The organism is Duganella sp. Root1480D1 (genome assembly GCF_001427305.1).
Classification (GTDB): Bacteria; Pseudomonadota; Gammaproteobacteria; order Burkholderiales; family Burkholderiaceae_D; genus Rugamonas.
The window spans coordinates 577,544-597,856 of sequence record NZ_LMFZ01000001.1; the positions used below are offsets into that span (position 1 = coordinate 577,544).

General features: G+C 60.5%; 20 protein-coding genes and 1 tRNA gene. 8 read left to right on the forward strand and 13 right to left on the reverse strand.

Features of this window, described 5'->3' with window-relative positions:
* The first annotated feature begins 4 nt into the window (after positions 1 to 4).
* Positions 5 to 358 carry a VOC family protein gene (locus tag ASD58_RS02950; RefSeq protein ID WP_057259584.1) on the forward strand — a complete coding sequence of 118 codons (354 nt, stop codon included), beginning with the start codon at positions 5 to 7 and terminating at the stop codon, positions 356 to 358.
* Here ASD58_RS02950 and ASD58_RS02955 read toward each other — a convergent pair.
* From ASD58_RS02955 to ASD58_RS02965, 4 genes are all read right to left on the reverse strand, one after another.
* Positions 355 to 1,092: a metallophosphoesterase gene (locus ASD58_RS02955; RefSeq protein ID WP_057259585.1), complete on the reverse strand. Its 738-nt coding sequence runs from the start codon at positions 1,090 to 1,092 to the stop codon at positions 355 to 357. The two genes, ASD58_RS02950 and ASD58_RS02955, sit on opposite strands and share 4 nt — an antisense overlap.
* Before the next feature lie 11 nt (positions 1,093 to 1,103).
* On the reverse strand, positions 1,104 to 3,194 hold the full coding sequence (locus ASD58_RS02960) for a LamG-like jellyroll fold domain-containing protein (RefSeq protein ID WP_229209872.1): 2,091 nt from the start codon (positions 3,192 to 3,194) through the stop codon (positions 1,104 to 1,106).
* Positions 3,195 to 3,450: 256 nt separating this feature from the next.
* Positions 3,451 to 3,606: a hypothetical protein gene (locus ASD58_RS31005; protein ID WP_162252977.1), complete on the reverse strand. Its 156-nt coding sequence runs from the start codon at positions 3,604 to 3,606 to the stop codon at positions 3,451 to 3,453.
* 143 nt (positions 3,607 to 3,749) lie between these two features.
* Entirely contained in the window at positions 3,750 to 4,154 is a 405-nt protein-coding gene (locus tag ASD58_RS02965) for a VOC family protein (RefSeq protein WP_057259587.1), read from the reverse strand.
* Positions 4,155 to 4,409: 255 nt separating this feature from the next.
* Here ASD58_RS02965 and ASD58_RS02970 point away from each other — a divergent pair, with 255 nt between their 5' ends.
* On the forward strand, positions 4,410 to 4,637 hold the full coding sequence (locus ASD58_RS02970; protein WP_057259588.1) for a hypothetical protein: 228 nt from the start codon (positions 4,410 to 4,412) through the stop codon (positions 4,635 to 4,637).
* A 71-nt stretch (positions 4,638 to 4,708) separates the two neighbouring features.
* Here ASD58_RS02970 and ASD58_RS02975 read toward each other — a convergent pair.
* Positions 4,709 to 4,785 (reverse strand) — tRNA-Pro (locus tag ASD58_RS02975).
* A gap of 64 nt (positions 4,786 to 4,849) precedes the next feature.
* On the opposite strand from ASD58_RS02975, the gene ASD58_RS02980 reads away from it, so the two are divergent.
* Entirely contained in the window at positions 4,850 to 5,680 is an 831-nt protein-coding gene (locus ASD58_RS02980; RefSeq protein ID WP_057259589.1) for a Sir2 family NAD-dependent protein deacetylase, read from the forward strand.
* 45 nt (positions 5,681 to 5,725) lie between these two features.
* On the opposite strand, the gene ASD58_RS02985 is transcribed toward ASD58_RS02980, so the two are convergent.
* Together ASD58_RS02985 and ASD58_RS02990 are read right to left on the reverse strand one after the other, a co-directional pair.
* On the reverse strand, positions 5,726 to 6,433 hold the full coding sequence (locus tag ASD58_RS02985) for a fumarylacetoacetate hydrolase family protein (protein ID WP_057259590.1): 708 nt from the start codon (positions 6,431 to 6,433) through the stop codon (positions 5,726 to 5,728).
* 11 nt (positions 6,434 to 6,444) lie between these two features.
* Positions 6,445 to 7,050 (reverse strand): TetR/AcrR family transcriptional regulator, encoded by a 606-nt coding sequence (locus ASD58_RS02990; RefSeq protein ID WP_057259591.1) that lies wholly within the window; start codon positions 7,048 to 7,050, stop codon positions 6,445 to 6,447.
* 93 nt (positions 7,051 to 7,143) lie between these two features.
* Between ASD58_RS02990 and ASD58_RS02995 the strand changes: the two genes are divergently transcribed.
* Positions 7,144 to 7,641, forward strand: a complete 498-nt coding sequence (locus ASD58_RS02995; protein ID WP_156401125.1) for a GNAT family N-acetyltransferase — start codon at positions 7,144 to 7,146, stop codon at positions 7,639 to 7,641.
* Here the strand turns inward: ASD58_RS02995 and ASD58_RS03000 are convergent.
* From ASD58_RS03000 to ASD58_RS03010, 3 genes are read right to left on the reverse strand one after another with little or no spacing between them, the layout of a single operon-like run.
* Complete coding sequence (locus ASD58_RS03000; RefSeq protein WP_057259593.1) at positions 7,638 to 9,023, reverse strand: efflux transporter outer membrane subunit; 1,386 nt, start codon at positions 9,021 to 9,023, stop codon at positions 7,638 to 7,640. The genes ASD58_RS02995 and ASD58_RS03000 overlap by 4 nt on opposite strands.
* 1 nt (position 9,024) lies before the next feature.
* Positions 9,025 to 12,165, reverse strand: coding sequence for an efflux RND transporter permease subunit (locus ASD58_RS03005; protein ID WP_057259594.1), 3,141 nt, complete (start codon positions 12,163 to 12,165; stop codon positions 9,025 to 9,027).
* Between the two features lie 15 nt (positions 12,166 to 12,180).
* Positions 12,181 to 13,377, reverse strand: a complete 1,197-nt coding sequence (locus tag ASD58_RS03010) for an efflux RND transporter periplasmic adaptor subunit (RefSeq protein WP_057259595.1) — start codon at positions 13,375 to 13,377, stop codon at positions 12,181 to 12,183.
* 366 nt (positions 13,378 to 13,743) lie between these two features.
* Between ASD58_RS03010 and ASD58_RS03015 the strand changes: the two genes are divergently transcribed.
* The 4 genes from ASD58_RS03015 to ASD58_RS32485 all read left to right on the forward strand — a co-directional run bounded on the left by ASD58_RS03015 (position 13,744) and on the right by ASD58_RS32485 (position 17,499).
* Positions 13,744 to 15,669 carry an SPFH domain-containing protein gene (locus ASD58_RS03015; protein WP_082565176.1) on the forward strand — a complete coding sequence of 642 codons (1,926 nt, stop codon included), beginning with the start codon at positions 13,744 to 13,746 and terminating at the stop codon, positions 15,667 to 15,669.
* Between the two features lie 54 nt (positions 15,670 to 15,723).
* On the forward strand, positions 15,724 to 16,458 hold the full coding sequence (locus tag ASD58_RS03020; RefSeq protein WP_156401126.1) for a hypothetical protein: 735 nt from the start codon (positions 15,724 to 15,726) through the stop codon (positions 16,456 to 16,458).
* A 405-nt stretch (positions 16,459 to 16,863) separates the two neighbouring features.
* Positions 16,864 to 17,133 (forward strand): hypothetical protein, encoded by a 270-nt coding sequence (locus ASD58_RS03025; protein ID WP_057259597.1) that lies wholly within the window; start codon positions 16,864 to 16,866, stop codon positions 17,131 to 17,133.
* Between the two features lie 237 nt (positions 17,134 to 17,370).
* Positions 17,371 to 17,499, forward strand: coding sequence for a hypothetical protein (locus tag ASD58_RS32485; protein ID WP_255357312.1), 129 nt, complete (start codon positions 17,371 to 17,373; stop codon positions 17,497 to 17,499).
* Between the two features lie 6 nt (positions 17,500 to 17,505).
* Here the strand turns inward: ASD58_RS32485 and ASD58_RS03030 are convergent, their stop codons facing one another.
* The 3 genes from ASD58_RS03030 to ASD58_RS03040 form a co-directional block, all read right to left on the reverse strand.
* Complete coding sequence (locus ASD58_RS03030) at positions 17,506 to 17,964, reverse strand: YaiI/YqxD family protein (RefSeq protein WP_057259598.1); 459 nt, start codon at positions 17,962 to 17,964, stop codon at positions 17,506 to 17,508.
* A 40-nt stretch (positions 17,965 to 18,004) separates the two neighbouring features.
* On the reverse strand, positions 18,005 to 19,450 hold the full coding sequence (locus ASD58_RS03035) for a reverse transcriptase family protein (protein ID WP_229209873.1): 1,446 nt from the start codon (positions 19,448 to 19,450) through the stop codon (positions 18,005 to 18,007).
* Between the two features lie 142 nt (positions 19,451 to 19,592).
* Complete coding sequence (locus tag ASD58_RS03040) at positions 19,593 to 20,312, reverse strand: hypothetical protein (RefSeq protein WP_057259600.1); 720 nt, start codon at positions 20,310 to 20,312, stop codon at positions 19,593 to 19,595.
* Position 20,313: the final 1 nt, after the last annotated feature.

Below are 20,313 nucleotides of genomic sequence, written 5' to 3' on the forward strand. Positions count from 1 at the left end.
AACAATGAAGCTTAACCATATTGATTTGCCTGTCACAGAACTGGAAGCGGTAGCCGCCTATTTCGAACGTGGTTTTGGCTTTGAACGGGTACCTGCGCCCGCCGAAGGCATGGCCATTTTGCGCGGCGAAGACGGCTTTGCCCTGATCCTGCAGCAAGCAAAACATGTCGATTACCCACCCGGCTTCCACATCGGCTTCTGCCAGCCTTCCGATGAAGCCGTGCACGCTGCCTACCAGCGGCTATCCGCCGCCGGCCTTCCCCTGCCTCCCGCCCCAGCGACAAGTTACGGCTGCCTGGCTTTCTGGTGCCAGGCTCCCGGCGGCATCCTCATCGAGGTCAGCCACCGGGGCGGCTAGCTCATTCGCCCGGTGAGCAGCGCAAACGCCCAATCGGGACGGCCGTGGCGCTGTGCCACTTCCGCAGCGGCGTTCCAGTCATAGGCGACCGCATATTGTTCGACAGTCCAGCCGCCGGCAGTGCGTTCGACAACTGCATAGCGCGCATGCGGCGTGCCGTTTTCCGCCTTGTGCGGATAAGGCAAAACGTCGTCATAAGCCTGCAAGCCGACACTGCCCGGATTCACGACCAGCCGGCCATCGTCCAGCAGCACTGAGCGCGGCACATGGGTATGGCCGCACAGGATCAGGGACGCTTGCGCATCGCCCGCCCGCTCCAGCACTTCCGCGTAGCTTGCGGCGCGCTGCCCTGCCGGATCGACAGTCTCCATCCAGTACACCAGGTCCGATCCTGGCGTACCGTGCACCATCAGCACATCGTCCTGCAAGCGCATGGACGCGGGCAGCGATGCGATCCACCCGCGCTGGGCCGGCGCGATGTGCTGGTGCGCCCACAGGTCGGAAGCTCCCATGCGCGCCGGGTCGTGCTCCAGCACTTGGCGCTCGTGGTTGCCGCGAATCGTCGGCAAGCCCAACGCCATCAGGCGTTCGGCGGTTTCGGCCGGCAGCAATGGGCCCGACAGGATATCGCCCAGGTTCACCGTTACATCCACATTGCGCCGCGTGATGTCGGCCAGTACCGCATCCAAAGCCCACAAGTTTCCGTGGATATCCGACATCACTGCAATGCGCATCGTTCAATCTCCTAGGTGGCCAGGGCGGCGACTTGCGCTGCGCTGAGGGCACCATTATAGATGCGGAAATCGTCGATTTTTCCGTTGAAGTAGCGATCGCGGGGAAACTGCGAACGGCCAAGCCAGTTCTGCGTCGTGCTGCGCATGCGGAACGGAGCATGGGTCATCTCGGTGTTTGTGGCGACCGCGCTGCCATTCACGTACAGGGTGCCTGTGCTGCCCGACAAAGTCACCGCCACGTGCACCCACTGGCCCGTTGGCAGCGGCGCCGACGTCAGAGCCTGGTCGCCCCAGCCGTTGGTAAGGTTGATGGCGAAGCGCAGGCCGGCTCCCGCCGCTTGCGGCGTCAGGTACATGTAATGGGTGGTGCCCGAACCGAAGTCGAAAATGCGCGCCCAGTCGCGGCCACCATCCCAGAACACCCAGGCGGCGATGCTGAAGTCGGCCAGTCCATCCATCAGTTTCGGCGGCAGCGCCACATGGTCGTCCACGCCATCGAGCAGGACGGCGTTGCCCAGCTTTCCTGCCGTCCACTGGGCGCCATTCATCAGGCTGCCGTGGTGGCCATTGCCGCTGGTATCCGCAGCCGTTGTGCCCTCGGATTCGCTAAACTGGAGCAGGGTGTGCGGCACCACCGCCGTGACAACGCGCGCTTCGTTGGAAGCCGCACTATTGCCGGTCGGCGTTTGCGCAGTGATCGCGTAGTAATACGTGTTGGGCGCGAGGCCACTGTCGGTGTAGGTCAGCAGGCCGCTGATGCCGCTGGCAACGGTGGTGTATGGGCCGCCCGCGACCGTCGAGCGCAAGACCGTGTAGCTGCTGGCCTTTGCGGTGCCCCACCACGACAGCTCGACCTTGCCGCCCACCAGGCGCGCCGTCAGGCCGCTCGGCGCCACGCTCGCTGCGAGCGGGTCACGGCTGAAGGTCAGCGTTCCCAAGCCAAGCTGGTCGCCGCCGCCAGCATCGCCTTCCGGACGCATTCTGGTTGCCATCTGCGCGCAGAACGGCGCTGCCAGCCCGAGCCGGTTAACGTAGTGGTTATAGACCATTTCCCACACCGGGCGGTAATGCGGCAAGGCGCCTGGCGAGATGGCAGTGCCCGTACCCTGCCTGTTGACGAGCGTATCGAATGGCATCGACAAGTAGTAAGGATTGCCACTGGCATCCGACAGGTTGGACTTGGCCACGTATTCCGCACCCGCCAGGAAGCGGTTGTTGTCGTACCCGTAGAAATCGTCGCCCTGGTTCCAGGCCATTTCGCAGAACGCGCCGGCCAGGCCGATGCCGAGCGTGGAGTGCCCCTGGTCGCGCGAGCTCTCCTGCCATTGGCCCAGATAGCCCGGATGGATAAAGGGTACAGACTGGCTCGATGCACCGTTGCCGCGGCCAGTCAGGAAATAGGACGCTGCCTCGTCATACACGTCTGCACGGTCACATAGCACGCCGATGGCCAGCATACAGGCCATGTTGCACAGGTCCCAGTTGGCCCAGAAATTGGTGATCTCGGAGCCGTTATGCGTTGTCAGGAACTGATGGTTCAGGGGATAGAACAAGGTCAGCATCATGTTCTGGAAACGCGCAAAGTCCGCGGCGGCCCAGCCGGAATATGTCCGCATGATTTCCGCGGCATTGGCGAACTGGTAGCCGTAAATGCCGGCCGCCAGGAAGCGGTCGGAATTGCCGGTGACCGATGTCAGCGTGGACGACCATGCATTCAGGAATTCCACTGCCTTGTCGGCATAAGCAGTGTCGCCGGTCAGCTTCCAGCGCAAGGCCAGTTGGTAGCTGCGGGCGACGTCGATAAAGAATTGGCCGAAATTGCTGCCGTCGCCGCCACGGATCACAGTCTGCAGGGGGCGCGGGCTGACAGTCAGGGTCGAGCGGCCGGTGCGCAGCAGGGTGTTCCAGCCGTCCAGCCAAGGCTGCGCGCTGGCGGCCACCTTGGCGCGCATGCGGGCAAAGTCCTCTTCGGTATGCAGCAGGCCGGGGTGCACGAAGGTGCGGCCCGGTACGGTTTGCGTCGGTTGCGAAGGTGGCGTCGACTGCCCAGGCTGTGTCGGTTGCGCAGTTGGCGAGGCGGGGGCTGCTGCAGAATCGGGCATCGATTGCGCCTGGCTGCCACCGCCACCGCAGGCGCTGAGCTGGAGGGTGCCGATTGCCACAAGGCTGAACGAGCCAGCGCAAAAAGTCCTGCGTGGAAGAGAAATAGCTTGGTCTTGCTTGGACATGGTTACCTTTCGAACGACGCGCGGGCAGGACGCCGCGCGGGCTCGATAGTAACTTACCCTATAGCAACATTTCTATAAGCACATGATGAAATTTTTCGCGCCAAATGAGGCGCGGCGCGCATTTTGGGAATCAGTTGCCGGCCAGCGCATCGGCCACCTTGTCCATTTGGGACGCCTTGGCGATGGCATTGGCAGGCTGCTTCTGATCCTTCGGCGCTTCCCTGGCCTGTGCCGGCGGCGGCACCGGCAACGTTGAGGCTACGCGGACCGTATCCATGGCATACATGGACACCCCAAGTCCCACAGTTCCGATCAATAACCAGCGTACCCACGAGGACAACACGATAACCTCCGGCAAACTTTTCTACTAATGAGTTTAGTGCCGAAATTTGCCGGGATTCTATTCTATTGTCACAAGGCCTGAAGATTTTATTGCTGAGGTTGCTGGGCCATGTAGACCAGTTCCCAGATATGGCCGTCCAGGTCTTCGAAACCGTGTGCGTACATGAAGCCGTAGTCTTTCGGTTCGCGCGGCGTCTTGCCGCCCGCCGCAACGGCCTTGCGCACCAGTTCATCGACCTCTTCCCGGCTCTCGCAGGACAGGCATACCAGCACTTCGGTCGCTTCCCTGGCATTGGCGATCGGCTTCGAAGTGAAGGTGCGGAAGAAGTCTTCCACCAGCAGCATCGCGTAGATACTGCCGTCATGGATCACCATGCTTGCCGCGTTTTCATCGGTGAACTGGGGGTTGAAGGTGTAACCCAAGGCGGCGAAGAAGGCCTTCGACTTTTCCAGATTCTTGACGGGCAGGTTGACGAAGATTTGCTTGTTCATATTGGCCTCTCAAAAGGAATTAACAGGGTGGTTTGTATTCCTACGACGCGCCAGCTTTCCTCAAATCGACATCAAAGGAAAAAAGTTTCGCTGCGAATATAGCATTCCGTTCCTAAGAAGAAATTCGCAGATTGTCACAAACACAAATATTATTAAAAAATACAAATATGTGACAAATGGCATGCTAGATTTGCGGGTGCACCTTGAGCGCGAGCGCTCCGGGTTATCCAAATCCACAAGAGACAGGAAATAAGTATGAAGAAAATGATCTTTGCTGCGGCGTCCGCAGTACTCATGGCTGGTTGCGCTGATATGCCGAAACAGGACGATGGGGGCGCCAAGGAAGAAGCGGTTGTGATGACCGGCTCGCACATCCCGCGCAAGGCCAGCAATGGCAACTACTCCAACGCGAAAAGCATCGATAAAACCGAGTGGGAACGCCAGGTACAGAACCAGGGCACCATCAACACTCCGGGCCGCTGATTACCGCCCACGGAATTGCTCCAGCAATGAAAAAGGCCAATCCTAAGATTGGCCTTTTTCATTAATACTTTTGGTCGGGGCGAGAAGATTCGAACTTCCGACCCCTTGCACCCCATGCAAGTACGCTACCAGGCTGCGCTACGCCCCGACTCGAGTTTTGGATTATATCAGAGCAATTTGTAGATTTGTCAAAGTTAGCTCAAACTATACGAATGACGATCGAACCACGACTCGCCGCACGTGCGGCCGAACTCATTGCGCAATCCGATGGGCTGGTCATTGCTGCCGGTGCCGGCATTGGCGTGGATTCGGGCTTGCCGGATTTTCGCGGTAATGAGGGATTCTGGAAGGCCTACCCTGCCCTCGGCCGGGCGCGCATGGAATTCACCAGCGTCGCTTCGCCGCGCACTTTTCATGACGATCCGGCGTTGGCGTGGGGCTTTTACGGGCATCGGCTGAACCTGTATCGCGAGACTGTGCCGCACGAGGGGTTCTCGCTTCTGAAGGCTTGGGGCGAGGCGATGGATCATGGCAGTTTTATCTTTACCAGTAATGTGGATGGCCAGTTCCAGAAAACGGGCTTCGATCCGCATGCCATTTATGAGTGTCACGGGTCGATTCACCACATGCAGTGCCTGGAACCGTGCGGGAACAAGATCTGGGCGGCAGATGATTTTGTGCCGGTTGTGGATGCGGACGCCTGCCGCCTGCTCAATGAGCCGCCGCGTTGCCCTGATTGCGGTGGGTTGGCGCGGCCAAATATCCTGATGTTTGGCGATTGGGGGTGGATTGAGCGCCGTAGTGAAATGCAGGCGGCGCGGTTGGGGGTTTGGCTGGAGAAGGTGCGTCGGCCGCTGGTGATTGAATTGGGGGCGGGGACGGCGATTCCTTCAGTGCGGCATTTCGGGCACGGTGTAGTGCAGCGAGGTGGGCGGATGGTCCGCGTTAATCCGCGCGAATTTGCTGTCGGCAGCGCGGCGGATGTGGGGATTGCGGCTGGGGCGTTGGAGGGGTTGAACGCCATTGCCGAGGCTTTAAGTTAAACCCGGTAGACCTGGGTCAGACCCAAGGGTCTGACCCAAAGACGATTAGATGAATTTTACGGAGATGCTGGAGAGGCCTTCGATGCTGCCTGTTAGCGATTGGCCGCGCGTGACTGCGCCGACGCCTTCAGGAGTGCCGGTGAAAATCAGGTCGCCGGGTTCGAGGCGGAACAGCGTGGAGAGGTTGGCGATGGTCTCGGCGACCGACCAGATCATGTGGTCGGTGCTGCTTGACTGGCGCACGGCCCCGTCCAGCGCCAAGGCGATGGCGGCGCTTTCGACGCCGGGCGCTTCGGCTGCGCGGCGCAACGCCCCTACCGGCGCGGAATAGTCGAAGGCCTTGCCGATTTCCCACGGGCGGCCGGCATCCTTCATCTTGCCTTGCAGGTCGCGGCGCGTCATGTCCAGGCCCACTGCGTAGCCGAAGATGTGCTTTGGCGCGTCGTCCACGGAAATATTGCTGCCACCGGCGCCGATCGCTACCACCAGTTCGCACTCGTAGTGGTAATTGCTGGTTTGCGGAGGGTATGGCAGCTCGGCCACCGTGCCTGGCGCCACCGGTACCACGGCCGCTGCATCGCCCGGTTTGCAGAAGAAGAATGGCGGTTCGCGGTCTGGATCTGAGCCCATCTCGCGCGCGTGGCCGGCGTAGTTGCGGCCCACGCAGTACACGCGGCGTACCGGGAAGCGTTGGTCGGTGCCGTTAATTTGCAGTGCAGCGACAGCATGCGGCGGGAATACGTAATCAACCATTCTCAATATCCTCAGGTGAACAGAAGCGCCCGCATGGCGATGCGGAAGGATGAAATCAGCTCCGGAAGCGGCAAATCGGGATAATTCAGCACCCGCAATTGTAGCCCCTGGTGCAGGCAAATCACGGCCTGCATGCGGCCTTCGACGGTGCTGTCGTCGGCAGGCAGGCCATGCTTTTCGCGGCCGGCCTTCAGCAGCGCCAGCAGGCTTGCGCACATGCGGCGGTCGGCATCCTGGCTCAAGGCAGCGATAGCGGGGTTGCGCGCGCTTTCTGCGGCAATTTCCAGCGGCAGCGCCCAGTGATCCGGGTCGAGGTTATTGTGGACGCTCTGCTCGACGTCGTCGATGATCGCCTGCAGCGGGTCGGGCTGGCTGCCAATATTGCTGATGATCTCGTGCACCCGCGTTTCGTTTTCCTCCACGAAGGCGGCGATGATCGCATCTTTGCTGGCGAAGTAGTTGTAGATATGGCCGGCGCTCATGCCGGCCGCTTTGGAAATCTCGGACATGCTGGCGCCGTGGAATCCGCTGCGGCGGAAACAGGTGGCGGCGGCATCCAATACCTGGCGGCGGCGGTTGGCGGCACGCTCTGGGTCAATGTGGCGTTTTTCAGTCATAAGGCGTTACTCTGGCCAAGGTAATGAGCTTTGTCAAATTACAACGTGCTATGATGGACAGGCAGTTACTTCATTCTTACAGGAAAGAGTGATATGCCCTCCCGTACCTCTCGCTCGATTGAGATGCGGCCCGCCGAAGCGGGCGACCTCGCGTTCATGCAGCAGCTTTATTCCAGCACGCGCAGCGCCGAAGTTCGGATGGGGGGCTGTGACCTCGCCACCGAAACCCTGCTGCAAGGCTTGCAGTTCAAGGCCCAGCAAACCTGGTACGAAACCGAATACCCCAATGCCGACCTGGCCGTGATCATGGACCGCGAACGCTCCGTCGGGCGCCTGTACGTCGATTACGGCCCGGACGAATTGCGCATCCTCGATATCTGCCTGCTGCCCGAGTACCGCAACCGCGGCATCGGGCTTGGCTTGCTGCGCAGCCTGCAGGCCCAGGGCGAACGCCTGCGCTTGCCGGTGCGGATCAACCTTCCGCTGGGTAGTCCCGCGCAGCGCCTGCTGCTGCGCTGCGGGTTCGACATCCTGGCGGCGGACGGCATCTACAACATCATGGAGTGGATGCCSCCTGCCGGCATCGATTAGGCCCAGCCTCCCAGCACCTTGTACAGGGTGACCTGGTTGGTGGCCTTGGCGAGCCGCACGCTGATCAGGCTTTGCTGCGCCGAGTACAGGGCACGCTGCGAAACCAGGGCATTCAGGTAAGACTCCGCCCCTTTCTGGTAACGCGCCTCGTGGATGCGGTAGCTGCGGCTTGCCGCTTCGGTCAGCGCCGCCTGCGATTCCACCCGTTCGTCCAGCGTGCCGCGCTGCGCCAGCGCGTCGGCCACTTCGCGGAAGGCCGACTGGATCGCCTTTTCGTAGCGCGCCACGGCAATGCCGTTGTCCGCCTTGGCGATATCCAGCCGGGCCTTGTTGGCGCCGCCGTCGAACAGCGGCAGCGCCAGTTGCGGCAGGAAGGTCCATGCGCCGGTACCGGCCTTGAACAGGTTCCCCAGGCTGCTGCTGGCACTGCCAGCCGTCCCGGTCAGGGTAATGCTCGGGAAGAAGGCGGCGCGCGCCACGCCGATATTGGCGTTGGCGGCCCGCAGCGAGTGCTCGGCTTCCAGTACGTCCGGGCGTTGCAGCAGCACGGAAGACGGCACGCCTTCCGGCAGGTCGGCCAGGGTGGTCACCGCGGTCGGCAAGGCTTGCGGCAGCAGGCTCGCCGGCACTTGGGTACCGACCAGCAGGGCCAGCGCGTTTTCGCCGGCCGCTACCTGGGCGGTATACAGGGCCATGTCGTTGCGCGCGGCTTCGACACTGGTTTGTGCTTCGTACATATCGAGCCCCGAGGTGGCGCCGGATTCGAAGCGGCGCTTGCTCAGCTCATAGGTGATCTGCTGGCTTTTCAGCGTATCCTGCGCCAGCAACAGGCGCTCCTTGTCGGCAGCCAGGCCAAGCCAGGTGGTGGCCACTTCGGCCACCAGGCTAAGGCGCTGGGCGCGCTGTGCTTCCTGCGTGCCGAGGTAGGACTGCAGGCCAGCTTCCGACGAGTTGCGCAGCTTGCCGAACAAATCCAGCTCATAGGCTGGAATTGCCAGGCCGCCGGTGTACTGGCGGTTGACGTCGCCGCCTGGCGCACGCGAGGCACTCTGGCCCACTTGGGCATTCACCTTGGGCAGTTGGGCGGAACGGTCGATGCCGTACTGCGCCCTCGCCTTTTCAATATTCAGCGTCGACACGCGCAGGTCGCGATTGTTCTTCAGCGCCATCTCCACGACTTCGCGCAGTTGCTGGTCACCGATGAAGTCTTGCCAGGCGATTTCGCTGGCTGGCTTGGCATCGGCAGCGGTTGTGGCTGGCTTGTAAGCTTCGCCTTGCGGCCAGGCTGCCGCAACCGGCGAATCGGGGCGCTGGTAAGTCGGCGCCAGGCTGCAGCCGGCCAGCAAGGCCGCAGCTGCAAGAGTAATGAGAGTCTTGTTCATATCAGTTCGCCTCCGAAGCGATGGCCGGTGCGGTGGATGCAGCCGGGGCAGCCTTGCGGCCCACCCATGCACGCACCACCACGAAGAACACCGGCACGAAGAAGATGCCGAGGAATGTAGCCGTCAACATGCCGCCCAGCACCCCGACGCCGATCGCGTTCTGGCTGCCGGAACCTGCGCCGCTTGCCAAGGCCAGCGGCAGCACACCGAGGCCGAAGGCGATGGATGTCATCAGGATCGGGCGCAGGCGCAGCTTGACCGCCTGCAGCGTGGCTTCACGCAGTTCGATGCCTTTTTCCTGCAGCTCCTTGGCGAATTCCACGATCAGGATCGCGTTCTTCGCCGACAGGCCGACCACGGTCAGCAAGCCAACCTGGAAGTACACGTCGTTCGCCAGGTGGAAGCCCCAGGTGGCCAGCACGGTGCCGATTACGCCCAGCGGCACCACCAGCAGCACCGAGAACGGCACCGACCAGCTTTCATACAGCGCGGCCAGGCACAGGAATACGATCAGCACGGAGATGGTGTACAGCACCGTGGTCTGCGAGCCGGAGTCGCGCTCTTCCACCGACAGGCCGGTCCACTCGAAACCAATACCCGGCGGCAGTTGCGCCACCAGCTTTTCCATTTCGGCCATGGCCACGCCGGAGCTCACACCGGGTGCAGGCATGCCCTGCACGTTCATCGACGGAATGCCGTTATAGCGCTCCAGGCGTGGCGAGGCATACACCCAGCGGCCGGTGGCGAAGGCGGAGAACGGCACCATTTCGCCCTGCGCGTTACGCACGGACCACTTGTTCAGGTCCTCCGGCGCCATTCGCGATTCCGGCGTGCCTTGCAGGTAGACCCGCTTGACGCGGCCACGATCGACGAAGTCGTTCACGTAGGAAGAACCCCAGCCCACGCTCAGTACACGGTTCACGTCGGCCACGGTCAGGCCCAGCGCGGTGGCTTTCTGCTGGTCGATATCGAGCTTGAATTGCGGCGTGTCTTCCTGGCCGTTAGGACGCACCGCCATCAGCAGCGGGTTCTTGGCGGCCATGCCCAGCAACTGGTTGCGCGCAGCCATCAGCGCATCGTGGCCAACGCCGCCCTGGTCCTGCAGTTGCAGGTCGAAGCCGCTGGCGTTACCCAGTTCCATTACCGCTGGCGGAGCGAAGGCAAACACCATCGCTTCGCGGATCTGCGAGAACGCGCCCATTGCGCGGCCGGCGACGGCCTTCACTTTCTGGTCCGGGTTCTTGCGCTCGGACCAGTCTTTCAGCCGCACGAAGGCCAGGCCTGTGTTCTGGCCATTACCTGCAAAGCTGAAGCCAGCCACCGTGAACACGGAGGCGACGTTCGCTTTTTCGTCATCCATGAAGTGATGCTCGAGCTTTTCCAGCACTTTCAGCGTGCGCTGCTGGGTGGCGCCGGTCGGCAACTGCACCATGGAGAACAACATGCCCTGGTCTTCATCCGGCAGGAAGGAAGTCGGCAGGCGCATGAAGGACGCCGCCAGCACGGCCAGCAGCGCGCCGTACACCAGCAGCGAGCGGCCGCTGCGCGACAGCATCTTGCCGACCAGGCCCTGGTATTTGGTGCTGCTACGGTCAAAGGTACGATTGAACCAGCCGAAGAAACCCTTCTCGGACACATGGCTGCCCGGTTTCAGGAAGGTCGCGCACAGCGCCGGGGTGAACACCATTGCCACCAGCACCGACAGCACCATGGCGGACACGATGGTCACCGAGAACTGGCGGTAAATCACGCCGGTCGAACCGCCGAAGAAGGCCATCGGCACGAACACGGCGGACAGCACCAGCGCGATACCCACCAGCGCACCGGAAATCTGGCCCATCGACTTGATGGTCGCCTCTTTTGGCGACAAGCCCTCTTCCGTCATCACGCGCTCAACGTTCTCCACCACCACGATGGCATCGTCCACCAGCAGGCCGATTGCCAGCACCATGGCGAACATGGTCAGCGTGTTGATCGAGTAGCCGAGCGAGAACAGCACACCGAAAGTGCCCAGCAGGACAACCGGCACTGCGAAGGTCGGGATCAGGGTTGCGCGGAAATTCTGCAGGAAGACGTACATCACGATGAACACCAGGATCACCGCTTCCACCAGGGTCTTCACCACTTCTTCAATGGACAGCTTGACGAAGGGCGTGGTGTCGAATGCCACCTGGGCCTTCATCCCTTGCGGGAACTGCTTGCCCATCACCTCGATCTTTTTCTTGATCAGGTCCGCAGTTTCCAGCGCATTGGCGCCGGTGGCGAGTTTGATCGCGACACCCACCGCCGGTGCGCCATTGTAGCGTGCCACGGTGTTGTAGTTTTCGTTACCCAGCTCAATGCGCGCCACGTCGCGCAGGTGCACGGTGGCGCCGCTGGCTGTGGTCTTGAGCAGGATGGCGCCGAATTGGTCCGGCGTTTGCAGGCGGCTTTGTGCGGTAACGGTAGCATTCAACTGCTGTTCCGGCACGGCCGGCGCGCCGCCCAGTTCACCGGCAGACACTTCTGCATTCTGCGCCTGGATTGCCGCTGCCACGTCGGCTGGCGTCAACTGGAAGCCTTGCAGCTTTTGCGGGTCGAGCCAGATGCGCATCGCGTATTGGGAACCGAACAACGTGACTTCGCCCACGCCTTGCACGCGGCTCAGCGGGTCGATCACGTTGGCGGCCACATAGTCGCCCAGGTCGGACTGTTTCATCTTGCCGTCTTCGGAGATGAAGCCGAACACCATCAGGAAGTTGCGGGTCGCTTTCGACACCACCAGGCCTTGCTGGGTCACGGCGCTAGGCAGCAGCGGCGTAGCCAGTTGCAGCTTGTTCTGCACCTGCACCTGTGCGATGTCCGGATTGGTGCCGCTGTTGAAGGTCAGCGTGATGTTGATGCCGCCGGTCGAATCGCTGTTCGACGACATGTAGCGCAAGCCGTCGATACCTTTCATCTTCTGTTCGATGATTTGGGTGACGGCATCTTCCACCGTCTTGGCCGATGCCCCCGGATAGGACCCGGTGATCGAGATCGATGGCGGCGCAATGCTTGGGTACTGCGAGATTGGCAGCCCCTTGATCGCCATCACACCCGCCAGCATCACAACGATGGCGAGCACCCAGGCGAAAATGGGGCGGTTGATAAAGAAGCGGGACATGATTGGAACCTCCGCTTAGCGCACAGCGACAGCTGGCTTGTCCGCTGCCGCGGTAGTGGCCGGGCCGGCGGTGTTCTTCGCCACGACAGCGGGCGCACCAGGCTTCACTTTCTGCAGGCCTTCCACGATGACGCGGTCGCCTGCCACCAGTCCGGATTTCACCAGCCATTTGTCGCCGATGGTGCCGCCGGTCTGCAGCACGCGCTGTTCGACCTTGCCTTCCTTATTCAGCACCAGGGCTGTCGCCTCGCCTTTCGGGTTGCGGGTCACGCCCATTTGCGGCACGGCGATGGCTTGCTCGCTGACGCCGGTTTCCAGCACGGCGCGCACGAACATGCCCGGCAGCAGGTCATGTTTCGGGTTTGGGAACAGCGCACGCAGCGTCACGTTGCCGGTGCCCGGATCGACGCTCACGTCGGAGAACTGCAGCTTGCCCGGCAGCGCGTACTTGCTGCCATCGGCCAGCAGCAGCGTTACTGCTGCCTGGCCATTGGCCTTCTTCAGCGAGCCGTTATCCATTTCGCGCTTCAGTCGCAGCAGCTCTTCGCTGGACTGGGTCACGTCGACATAGATCGGGTCGAGTTGCTGCACGGTGGTCAGCGCGGTGGCCTGGCCGGCAGTTACCAGCGCGCCCGGCGTCACATTGGAACGGCTGATGCGGCCGGAGATCGGCGACGCCACCTTGGTGTAGTCGACATTGATGCGCGCCGAATCGACCGCGGCTTGCGCGGCTTCCACTTCGGCCTTGGCCTGCTCGTGGGCGGCGACGGCGTCGTCGTAATCCTGGCGGCTCACGCCTTCGATTGCCACCAGCTCTTTATAACGGGCGACTTTCGGGGCGGCGGCTGCCAGATTGGCTTTGGCCTTGGCCAGGTTGGCCTTGGCGGAATTGAACGCTGCCTCGTAAGTCGCGGCATCGATCTGGTAAAGCTGCACGCCGGCTTTGACGTCGCCGCCTTCAGTAAACAGGCGCTTCTGGATCAAGCCGCCAACCTGCGGGCGCACTTCGGCGACCTGGAATGCTGCAGTGCGGCCAGGCAGTTCGGTGCTCATGGCCAGCGTTTGCGGCGCCACGGTGAACACGGCCACTTCGGGCGCCTGCTGGCCACCACCTTGGGCAGGACCGGCCTGTTTGCCGCCACAAGCGGCGACCATTGCAGCGACCGCAGCAGCGGCACCCAGCAGCATGAAATTCTTGTACATGTTTTTCATCTTTTTTCCCGAAAGACATAGAATGAACGATCATTCTAACATGATTTGGAATTCTGACTCACTGGTCAGTAATTCCACGTACTGGTTAGAGGGGTTGCTCTAATCGCAGTGCAGCATCTTTAATTTTTATCAATATCTGCCAGAATGAGTTCATGCACTCACTGAAGAGCAATAACAAAAATCGTGTTTGACTTCGTGTCACCAGCGCTCCGCGCGCAACCGCAGTACCTCCCGCTGGCGTATGCCAACCGTCTCCCTGCCCTTTTGCCTGTCACGGCCCCGCCGCGTCGCTGACATCACGCGCGCCAGCCTGCGTCGCCGTGACGCACATCTATTTCCAGCTTTATCCACAACCGAAAGGTATGTATGTCCAGCCAGTTGTTTGGCCTCATCGTAGTAGCAGCGATCCTGTTTGCTGCATTGCTGTTGTTGTTGGTTTCCGGCGTCATCAAATACATCCCGAACGACCGTATCGGGGTCGTTGAAAAGCTCTGGAGCCCATCCGGCTCCGTACAAAGCGGCCTGCTCGCGCTGAATGGCGAAGCCGGCCTGCAGCCAGAACTCCGCCGAGGCGGTTTCCACTTCTTCGCGCCGTTTCAGTACCGCGTCCACATTCATCCAATGGTGTCCGTGACCCAGGGCACCATCGGCTACGTCTTCGCTCGCGACGGTATCGACCTGCCTGCCGGCCAGACCCTGGCCGACAACTCGGGTATCGACGACTTTCGCGACGTGCGCGCCTTCCTGAATAACGGCGGCCAGAAAGGCCCGCAGCGCAAGATCCTGCGCGAAGGTACGCACATCATCAACCCTGCCCTGTTTGTCGTGATGACCGGCGAAGCGACCTATTCGATGTCGCTCGACGCCAAGGAAAAGATCTACTACGAACAAATGCGCGGCCTGCTCGATGAGCGCAGCGGCTTCACGCCTGTGGTGATCAAGGAGACCACCGGTTCGCACGACTCCGACCAACTGGCCGTGGTGACGGTGCAGGATGGCCCGGGCCTGCTGAAGGACGAACTGCTGGCGCCTGACGTCGGCGACACCCACAATGCCTTCCAGGAACCTGAGAAGTTCATCGCTGCCGGTGGCCGCCGCGGCCGCCAGGAACGCGTGCTGGTGGAAGGCACCTACTTCATCAACCGCCTGTTCGCGACGGTGGAGTTCATCAAAAAGACCGTGATTCCGGTGGGCTTTGTCGGCGTAGTTGTGTCGTACACCGGCCGCAAAGGTCCCGATTTGTCCGGTACCGAATACTCGCACGGCGAGCTGGTGGAAAGCGGCTGCCGCGGTGTGTGGCGCGATCCGCTCATGCCAGGCAAATATGCCTTCAATACCTACGCCGGCAAGATCGAACTGGTGCCGACGACGAACTTTGTGCTGATGTGGAAGTCAGGCGAAAGCGGTTCGAACTTCGACAAGAACCTGCGCGAAATCACGCTGATCACCAAGGATGCATTCGAGCCGCAGCTTCCGCTGTCGGTGGTGGTGCACATCGACTACCGCAAGGCGCCGATGGTGGTGCAGCGTTTCGGCAATGTGGCGCAACTGGTGGAACAGACGCTGGACCCGATGGTGTCCTCGTACTTCAAGAACGTCTCGCAAACAAAGACCTTCATTGAACTGATCCAGTCGCGCAGCGAGTTGCAGCACAACGCGTCGGAAGATATGAAGCAGCGCTTCCAGGCTTACTCGCTGGAGTTCCAGGAAGTCTTGATCGGCACACCTAAGCCACAACAAGGCGACAACAAGATCGAAAACATCATGGCCCAGCTTCGCGACCGCCAGATCGCTCGCGAGCAGGTGGAAACCTTCGCCCAGAAACAGATCGCCGCCGATAAGGAACGTGAACTGAATGAAGCCGAACAGCGCGCCGCCAAGCAGAAAGAGCTGACTGGCTCCCTGGTCGACATCTCGATCAAGGAGAACCAGGGTGCCGCAAACGTGAAGGCCGCCGAGAAACGACGCCAGGAGATCGAAGCACTGGCGCAGGCAGAGCGCTTCAAGCAAGAGATGGAAGGTTCCGGCCGCGCTTCCGCAATCCGCTCGGTCGGTGAAGCGGAAGCTGCCGCGATACAAGCCAAGTCCGAAGCGATGCAAGGCGAAGGCGCCGACAAGCAACTGATGCAGACGGTGATGCTGCGCCTGGCCGAAGCGTTTGAAGCTTCCAAGGTACCGCTGGTACCTCAAATCCAAATGGGTGGCGGCGACAACAACGCTTTCAGCACCTTGCTTGGCCTGATGAGCGCCATCAAGGCTGGCGAGCTGACTGCAAGCACTGAGAAGGAATAATGTTCACCGCGGGCCAGTACGAAAGTGCGGGTCCGCTTTTTTCTTGCCTTTGAAATGAAACAGCTACCTCAAACTACGTTTGTACCAGATTTAAAGGCCTGCAGCACATGGCAGGACGTCTGCGGTTTCCTGGATAGGTCACGCGGCGCACGTCCCGAGGTTTTGGCTTACTCCGCCCAGTACGCGATGGCCCTTGCTGCACGAGGCGCCGTTGGCGCTGCGCGAGACTTTTACTCCGCGTTAGCAGTAGCAAACAGCCTGGCACGTGCCAAAGCTGAAATAGACATCGTAAGCTGCCATTCGCGCGAGGTGGTTGCAGAGACCGAAGCCATCCTGCGTGCCGCGCAAGACTTCCTCGACGAGCATACGGTTCCATGCACCGAATGGCCGCTCCCGCAGGAGATTGCCGATGAAGCTGTGCGCATCGTCATGCAACGCGCTCCGGGCCCACACAAGTTGAAGTACTTTCGAAAAACCTGCGAGCCAAGTGGATTCCCACCCCAAGCAATCGACTTGCTGGAAATGTCGATTGAGTACTCAAGCGCCAATGACATCTTGCACATTTTCGAAGTCCTTGACGCCAAACCTGAGAATCGGGACAGCAGGACAGCCTGGATCGCAGATCCAGGGCATTGCGAGATATTTGGCATTAAGGTATTCATCTCGTACCGCGAACGAGCAGTCAGAATTTTGGCCAACCCGGGGTCCTACGACGTTATCGACGTCCATTTTAGAAACGCGGAGTCAATAGAAGCTAAGTTGGCCGGATCGAACCTCAAGATGAAATGAACTGACGGATTATGCCTAAAAGCTCAGTAGAAGAAATTTGTACACTGCTGGCTAGTCGCGAGAACATGCTCACCATTAGCCTGCGATTAGCTCATCGCAGGCCATATCTTTTCAACGCCCCGTTTAATCCCTTTCGAAAACGGTCTAAAGATTGGATCGCGGAATCGAAAAATAGTTCACTTTAGATTTTTCCTTCAAAAACCTGGACCGGTTTAGACTTTCCCCGCAAATTTCTGGATCATTTTAGACAACAGGGTCCCGCTTTTATCCCGGCTTAGACTCGAACAGAGTCAATTAGACTGAATTGGACTCGGTCAGTTTTTTGTACAACAGGCCAAGTGTCACCGGGAGATACGCCAGAGTTTTCTAAGCGCGTAGAATGGCGTCTTTGATTTGGAGAACGATGTGAAGAAAACGGACCTGGCAAAGAACGACGCGAAAAAGCTGATGGGAAAGATGGTGGCGCCTGGTGCCGCTTCATTTGGCACATCTGCCAGCCCCAGCGTCGATAAACGTGAACAACGCAAACGCGATCAGGCGCTTGGCCTGGTGCCGTTCGCGGTCAAGCTGAATAGCGACCTGGTGAAGCGCCTGCACACGTTGGCGACCGAACGTGGACTCGACATGAATGCCCTGGTTGCCGATGTCCTGACGAAAGGCCTCGACGCACAGTGACGCACCGTGCAGTTGTCGACGAAACGCGACATGATTGAAACGTACCAGGAAAAGCCTCAGAAAAATGCGACTACTCGCCATCACCTTGATTTCAACTCTTCTCGCAGCTCCTGCCTTTGCTCAAAGCGAAGTTAAAGTTGATGACGCCCACATGCAAATCGGTGACATTACATTCCCCTCTCACAGGGGAAGACCCGCTACCTGATTTCCGGCGAGACTGCAAAACCCGGGCATGGCATGCTTCCGTTTCCTGGCTTTGCCAAGAACAAGAAAATCATGCTGGCTATCGGCAAACGCCGGTATGACGCGGCGAAGAAAGAAGACGTGCTTCGAGTTCATTGGCTTGGCATGGTCGAAGCCAAGTAAGCCTGGTCAGCGAGGCGCAAGCTTTCTGCGCGCGAGCTCGCGATCGAGTGCATTGGCAAAGTTCTGGCGGTCGCCTTGACTGAACGCGGACGGCCCGCCGGTCTCGACGCCGGCGCCGCGCAGTTCTTCCATGAAGGCCCGCATCGTCAGCTGCTGGGCGATGGTGTCCTTGGTGTACCACTCGCCACGTGGATTGAGTGGCAAGCCGCCCTTCTCCAACACCAAGGCTGCCAGCGGAATGTCGCCGGTGACGACGATATCGCCGGCACTAACTCGCTCGACGATTTCGGCGTCGGCGGCATCGGCGCCCGCAGGCACTTGCAACGCGCGGATGAAGCGCGAGCCCGGCACGCGAATTAACTGGTTGGCCACCAGCGTGACATTGATCTGCGTGCGGTCTGCAACGCGGAACAGGATGTCCTTGATCACAGCGGGACAAGCGTCCGCATCTACCCAAATGTGCATGAATTACATCGAAGCCGATAAAAAGAATCAGACATTGTAATCAAGTTGGCCAAACTATATCGGCCATTAAGCGTCGCAGCTTGGCTGCGCGGTCGGAATTTACCATCGACACGTAAGAAATCCTGCCTGCCAGGTAGGCCTGGAAGTTGGGATGGTTCTCCCGGTTCTGGGATTCCGGCCCGTGGCGCACGCAATTGGTCAGCGTCGCCTTGAGTTTGTCGTAGTCGTCACGCGCGATATTGGGGTGGGAGTTGACAACGATGCCCGTCACCTGCTGGCGTGTCCCTTCGCGCATCAGTCGCGTCTTGCGGGTGTTCACACGGAAGCCTTCCTCCAACGCGATCGCCGCCACTTGGATATGGAAGCGCTCCGCGGACCGCGCAAAATCGTCCCCGCCCGAAAACGCCAGGTCGTCGGCATAGCGGCTGTACGAAGCGCCGAGCGAGCGTGCCAGGGAATCAAGCCGAATGTCGAGCCGATGCGCGCAGAGATTCGCCAGCGCCGGCGAGCATGGGGATCCCTGCGGCAGGTGCGGCGATTTCAGGGCCTGGCGTTCGGACCATGCCAGCGAACCGCCCGCCTGCTTGTCGCGGAACAGGCCATGGGGTGCGCGGTTGACGCAAATACGCGCGAGTGTTCCGGCAACGCTTTCCGGGTAGCCAAGCTTTTCAAACAGCGCTTGAATGCGCGAGTGCTGGATGCTCGGGAAGAAATCCTTCAGGTCCATGCGGACGACGGCGTGCTGTCCTGCGTGCCGCGCAGCATGCGTAACGCAGGAATGTCCGCGCCGGAAACCATGTGCGGACGGATGCGGCGGAACCAGGTCCAGGATCTGGCGCAGGATTTTCTGCTGGATGCGGCGCAGTCGTTCTTTGGGGATCTCGATCAAGCGCAGGCCGCCGCTACGCTTCGGCACCCAGCGATAGTGGTAATGCTGGAGGCTCAATTGCTCATCGCGTGCGATGCGCCACTGGTCCGCGAACCAGCGCAGCGCGCCGACTGGTTCATTCAGCCATGCGGACAGGTCGCCAACCGTTGGCAATTCCGGCAGGGAGAGCGCGGCCAGCCACGCCGGTTTGGGTGGGCGGATGGGCTGATCGAGGCAATAGCGGCGTACCTCCTGCAGTTCGACGAAAGTGGACTCGTCGTCTTGCCCGTCCTCGTCGTCATCGTCAAAGTCGACATATCCGCGGCCAAGCAGCTCCCACAGGATGTCCGCCAGTTCATGCCGGCTGAAGTAATGGAAGTTCTCGCCAGTCCGCAAGACAAGCGCAACACATACTCCAGGCGCCCAGGGTTGCGGCGCATCGAAGACGCGATGACATGCTGCGACCAGGTTTTCCGGGCTGCCGTCCGTGGCCAGCATCATGTCGGCAAGCGCCAGCGCGGTAAGTTTTTCGATGTTCATGAAGTGAGAGGAGCGGAGAGCCGTCAACGAGTCTCGTGATGCGTGAGCGTGTTTGCGTGCGAACGCAATGCGGCTCATGCGGCGAAATGAAGAACATCAAACATCCCGCGGGGTAACCCCGCAGAGGCTGTCCCTGCACGAGGCAAAGACAGGCCGGCTTGGCGGTTCCGCCCCGCCGACACAGTAGGTTAATTTTGCCTGGAGGTCAACACCGCGACAATTACAGCGTCGCAGGGGTCGCGTCGAGCTGGATGCTTTGCAGGTAGATCTGCGAATACGCTTCAAAGCCGGAATCGATGCCCAGGAGAACCCACACCGCGCCGTTCGCATCGGTTGTTACCTTTTGCGGCTTATCGTTCTTCACGGTCTTGCTGGCGTAAGACACCGCAGTGCCGCAAGCCTGGCCGTTGGCGATATTGCCGATCACTTGCGCGTCCTTGCCGCCTTCGGCCTGGTTGCCGCGATCGATGTTCATGCGGATCGCGTTATTGACAGTCATGGCCTTTGGTTCAGCAGCCGTGGCGCCAGCGTAGACCCACACCGCTTCGCCCGGTGCGCCGCCCACGCCCATGCAACCGGTTTGCGCATTGCTGGCAAACTTGAGCGAGAAGTTGATGTTGTAGGTGGTGTTCTTTTCCAGGCCGAAGAACTGCTTCTTCACGAACAGGAACAGGTCATCGCTGCGATTGGTGCCGCCCACCAGGTATCCCTTGCCGGTCAGCGGAGTTGGCAGTGTGCGCTGCTCGAAGACCACGTTGGTCGGCGCTGTCTCCGGCGTGTAGTCGGAGGAGCTGCCAGTCCAGCCAGTAACGCCATCCTTGTCGAAGTCCACCACCGCCGACACTTGCTTTGGACCTTTGTCGGTCTCATTGCCGCCGCCGCAAGCGGCCAACGCGGAAAGCATGGCGACGGAGATGCCGGTTTTCAGGATTGTTTTCATT

Coding starts and splice junctions, on each gene's coding strand:
- ASD58_RS02965 (WP_057259587.1), bottom strand. CDS start 4,154: ATGAACAAGCAAATCTTCGTCAACCTGCCCGTCAAGAATCTGGAAAAG.
- ASD58_RS02990 (WP_057259591.1), bottom strand. CDS start 7,050: ATGACTGAAAAACGCCACATTGACCCAGAGCGTGCCGCCAACCGCCGC.
- ASD58_RS03020 (WP_156401126.1), top strand. CDS start 15,724: ATGAAACAGCTACCTCAAACTACGTTTGTACCAGATTTAAAGGCCTGC.
- ASD58_RS02980 (WP_057259589.1), top strand. CDS start 4,850: ATGACGATCGAACCACGACTCGCCGCACGTGCGGCCGAACTCATTGCG.
- ASD58_RS02955 (WP_057259585.1), bottom strand. CDS start 1,092: ATGCGCATTGCAGTGATGTCGGATATCCACGGAAACTTGTGGGCTTTG.
- ASD58_RS03000 (WP_057259593.1), bottom strand. CDS start 9,023: ATGAACAAGACTCTCATTACTCTTGCAGCTGCGGCCTTGCTGGCCGGC.
- ASD58_RS02960 (WP_229209872.1), bottom strand. CDS start 3,194: ATGCCCGATTCTGCAGCAGCCCCCGCCTCGCCAACTGCGCAACCGACA.
- ASD58_RS03030 (WP_057259598.1), bottom strand. CDS start 17,964: ATGCACATTTGGGTAGATGCGGACGCTTGTCCCGCTGTGATCAAGGAC.
- ASD58_RS03015 (WP_082565176.1), top strand. CDS start 13,744: ATGTCCAGCCAGTTGTTTGGCCTCATCGTAGTAGCAGCGATCCTGTTT.
- ASD58_RS32485 (WP_255357312.1), top strand. CDS start 17,371: ATGCTTCCGTTTCCTGGCTTTGCCAAGAACAAGAAAATCATGCTGGCT.
- ASD58_RS03040 (WP_057259600.1), bottom strand. CDS start 20,312: ATGAAAACAATCCTGAAAACCGGCATCTCCGTCGCCATGCTTTCCGCG.
- ASD58_RS02985 (WP_057259590.1), bottom strand. CDS start 6,433: ATGGTTGATTACGTATTCCCGCCGCATGCTGTCGCTGCACTGCAAATT.
- ASD58_RS03010 (WP_057259595.1), bottom strand. CDS start 13,377: ATGAAAAACATGTACAAGAATTTCATGCTGCTGGGTGCCGCTGCTGCG.
- ASD58_RS02950 (WP_057259584.1), top strand. CDS start 5: ATGAAGCTTAACCATATTGATTTGCCTGTCACAGAACTGGAAGCGGTA.
- ASD58_RS02970 (WP_057259588.1), top strand. CDS start 4,410: ATGAAGAAAATGATCTTTGCTGCGGCGTCCGCAGTACTCATGGCTGGT.
- ASD58_RS03005 (WP_057259594.1), bottom strand. CDS start 12,165: ATGTCCCGCTTCTTTATCAACCGCCCCATTTTCGCCTGGGTGCTCGCC.
- ASD58_RS31005 (WP_162252977.1), bottom strand. CDS start 3,606: ATGTATGCCATGGATACGGTCCGCGTAGCCTCAACGTTGCCGGTGCCG.
- ASD58_RS03035 (WP_229209873.1), bottom strand. CDS start 19,450: ATGAGCCGCATTGCGTTCGCACGCAAACACGCTCACGCATCACGAGAC.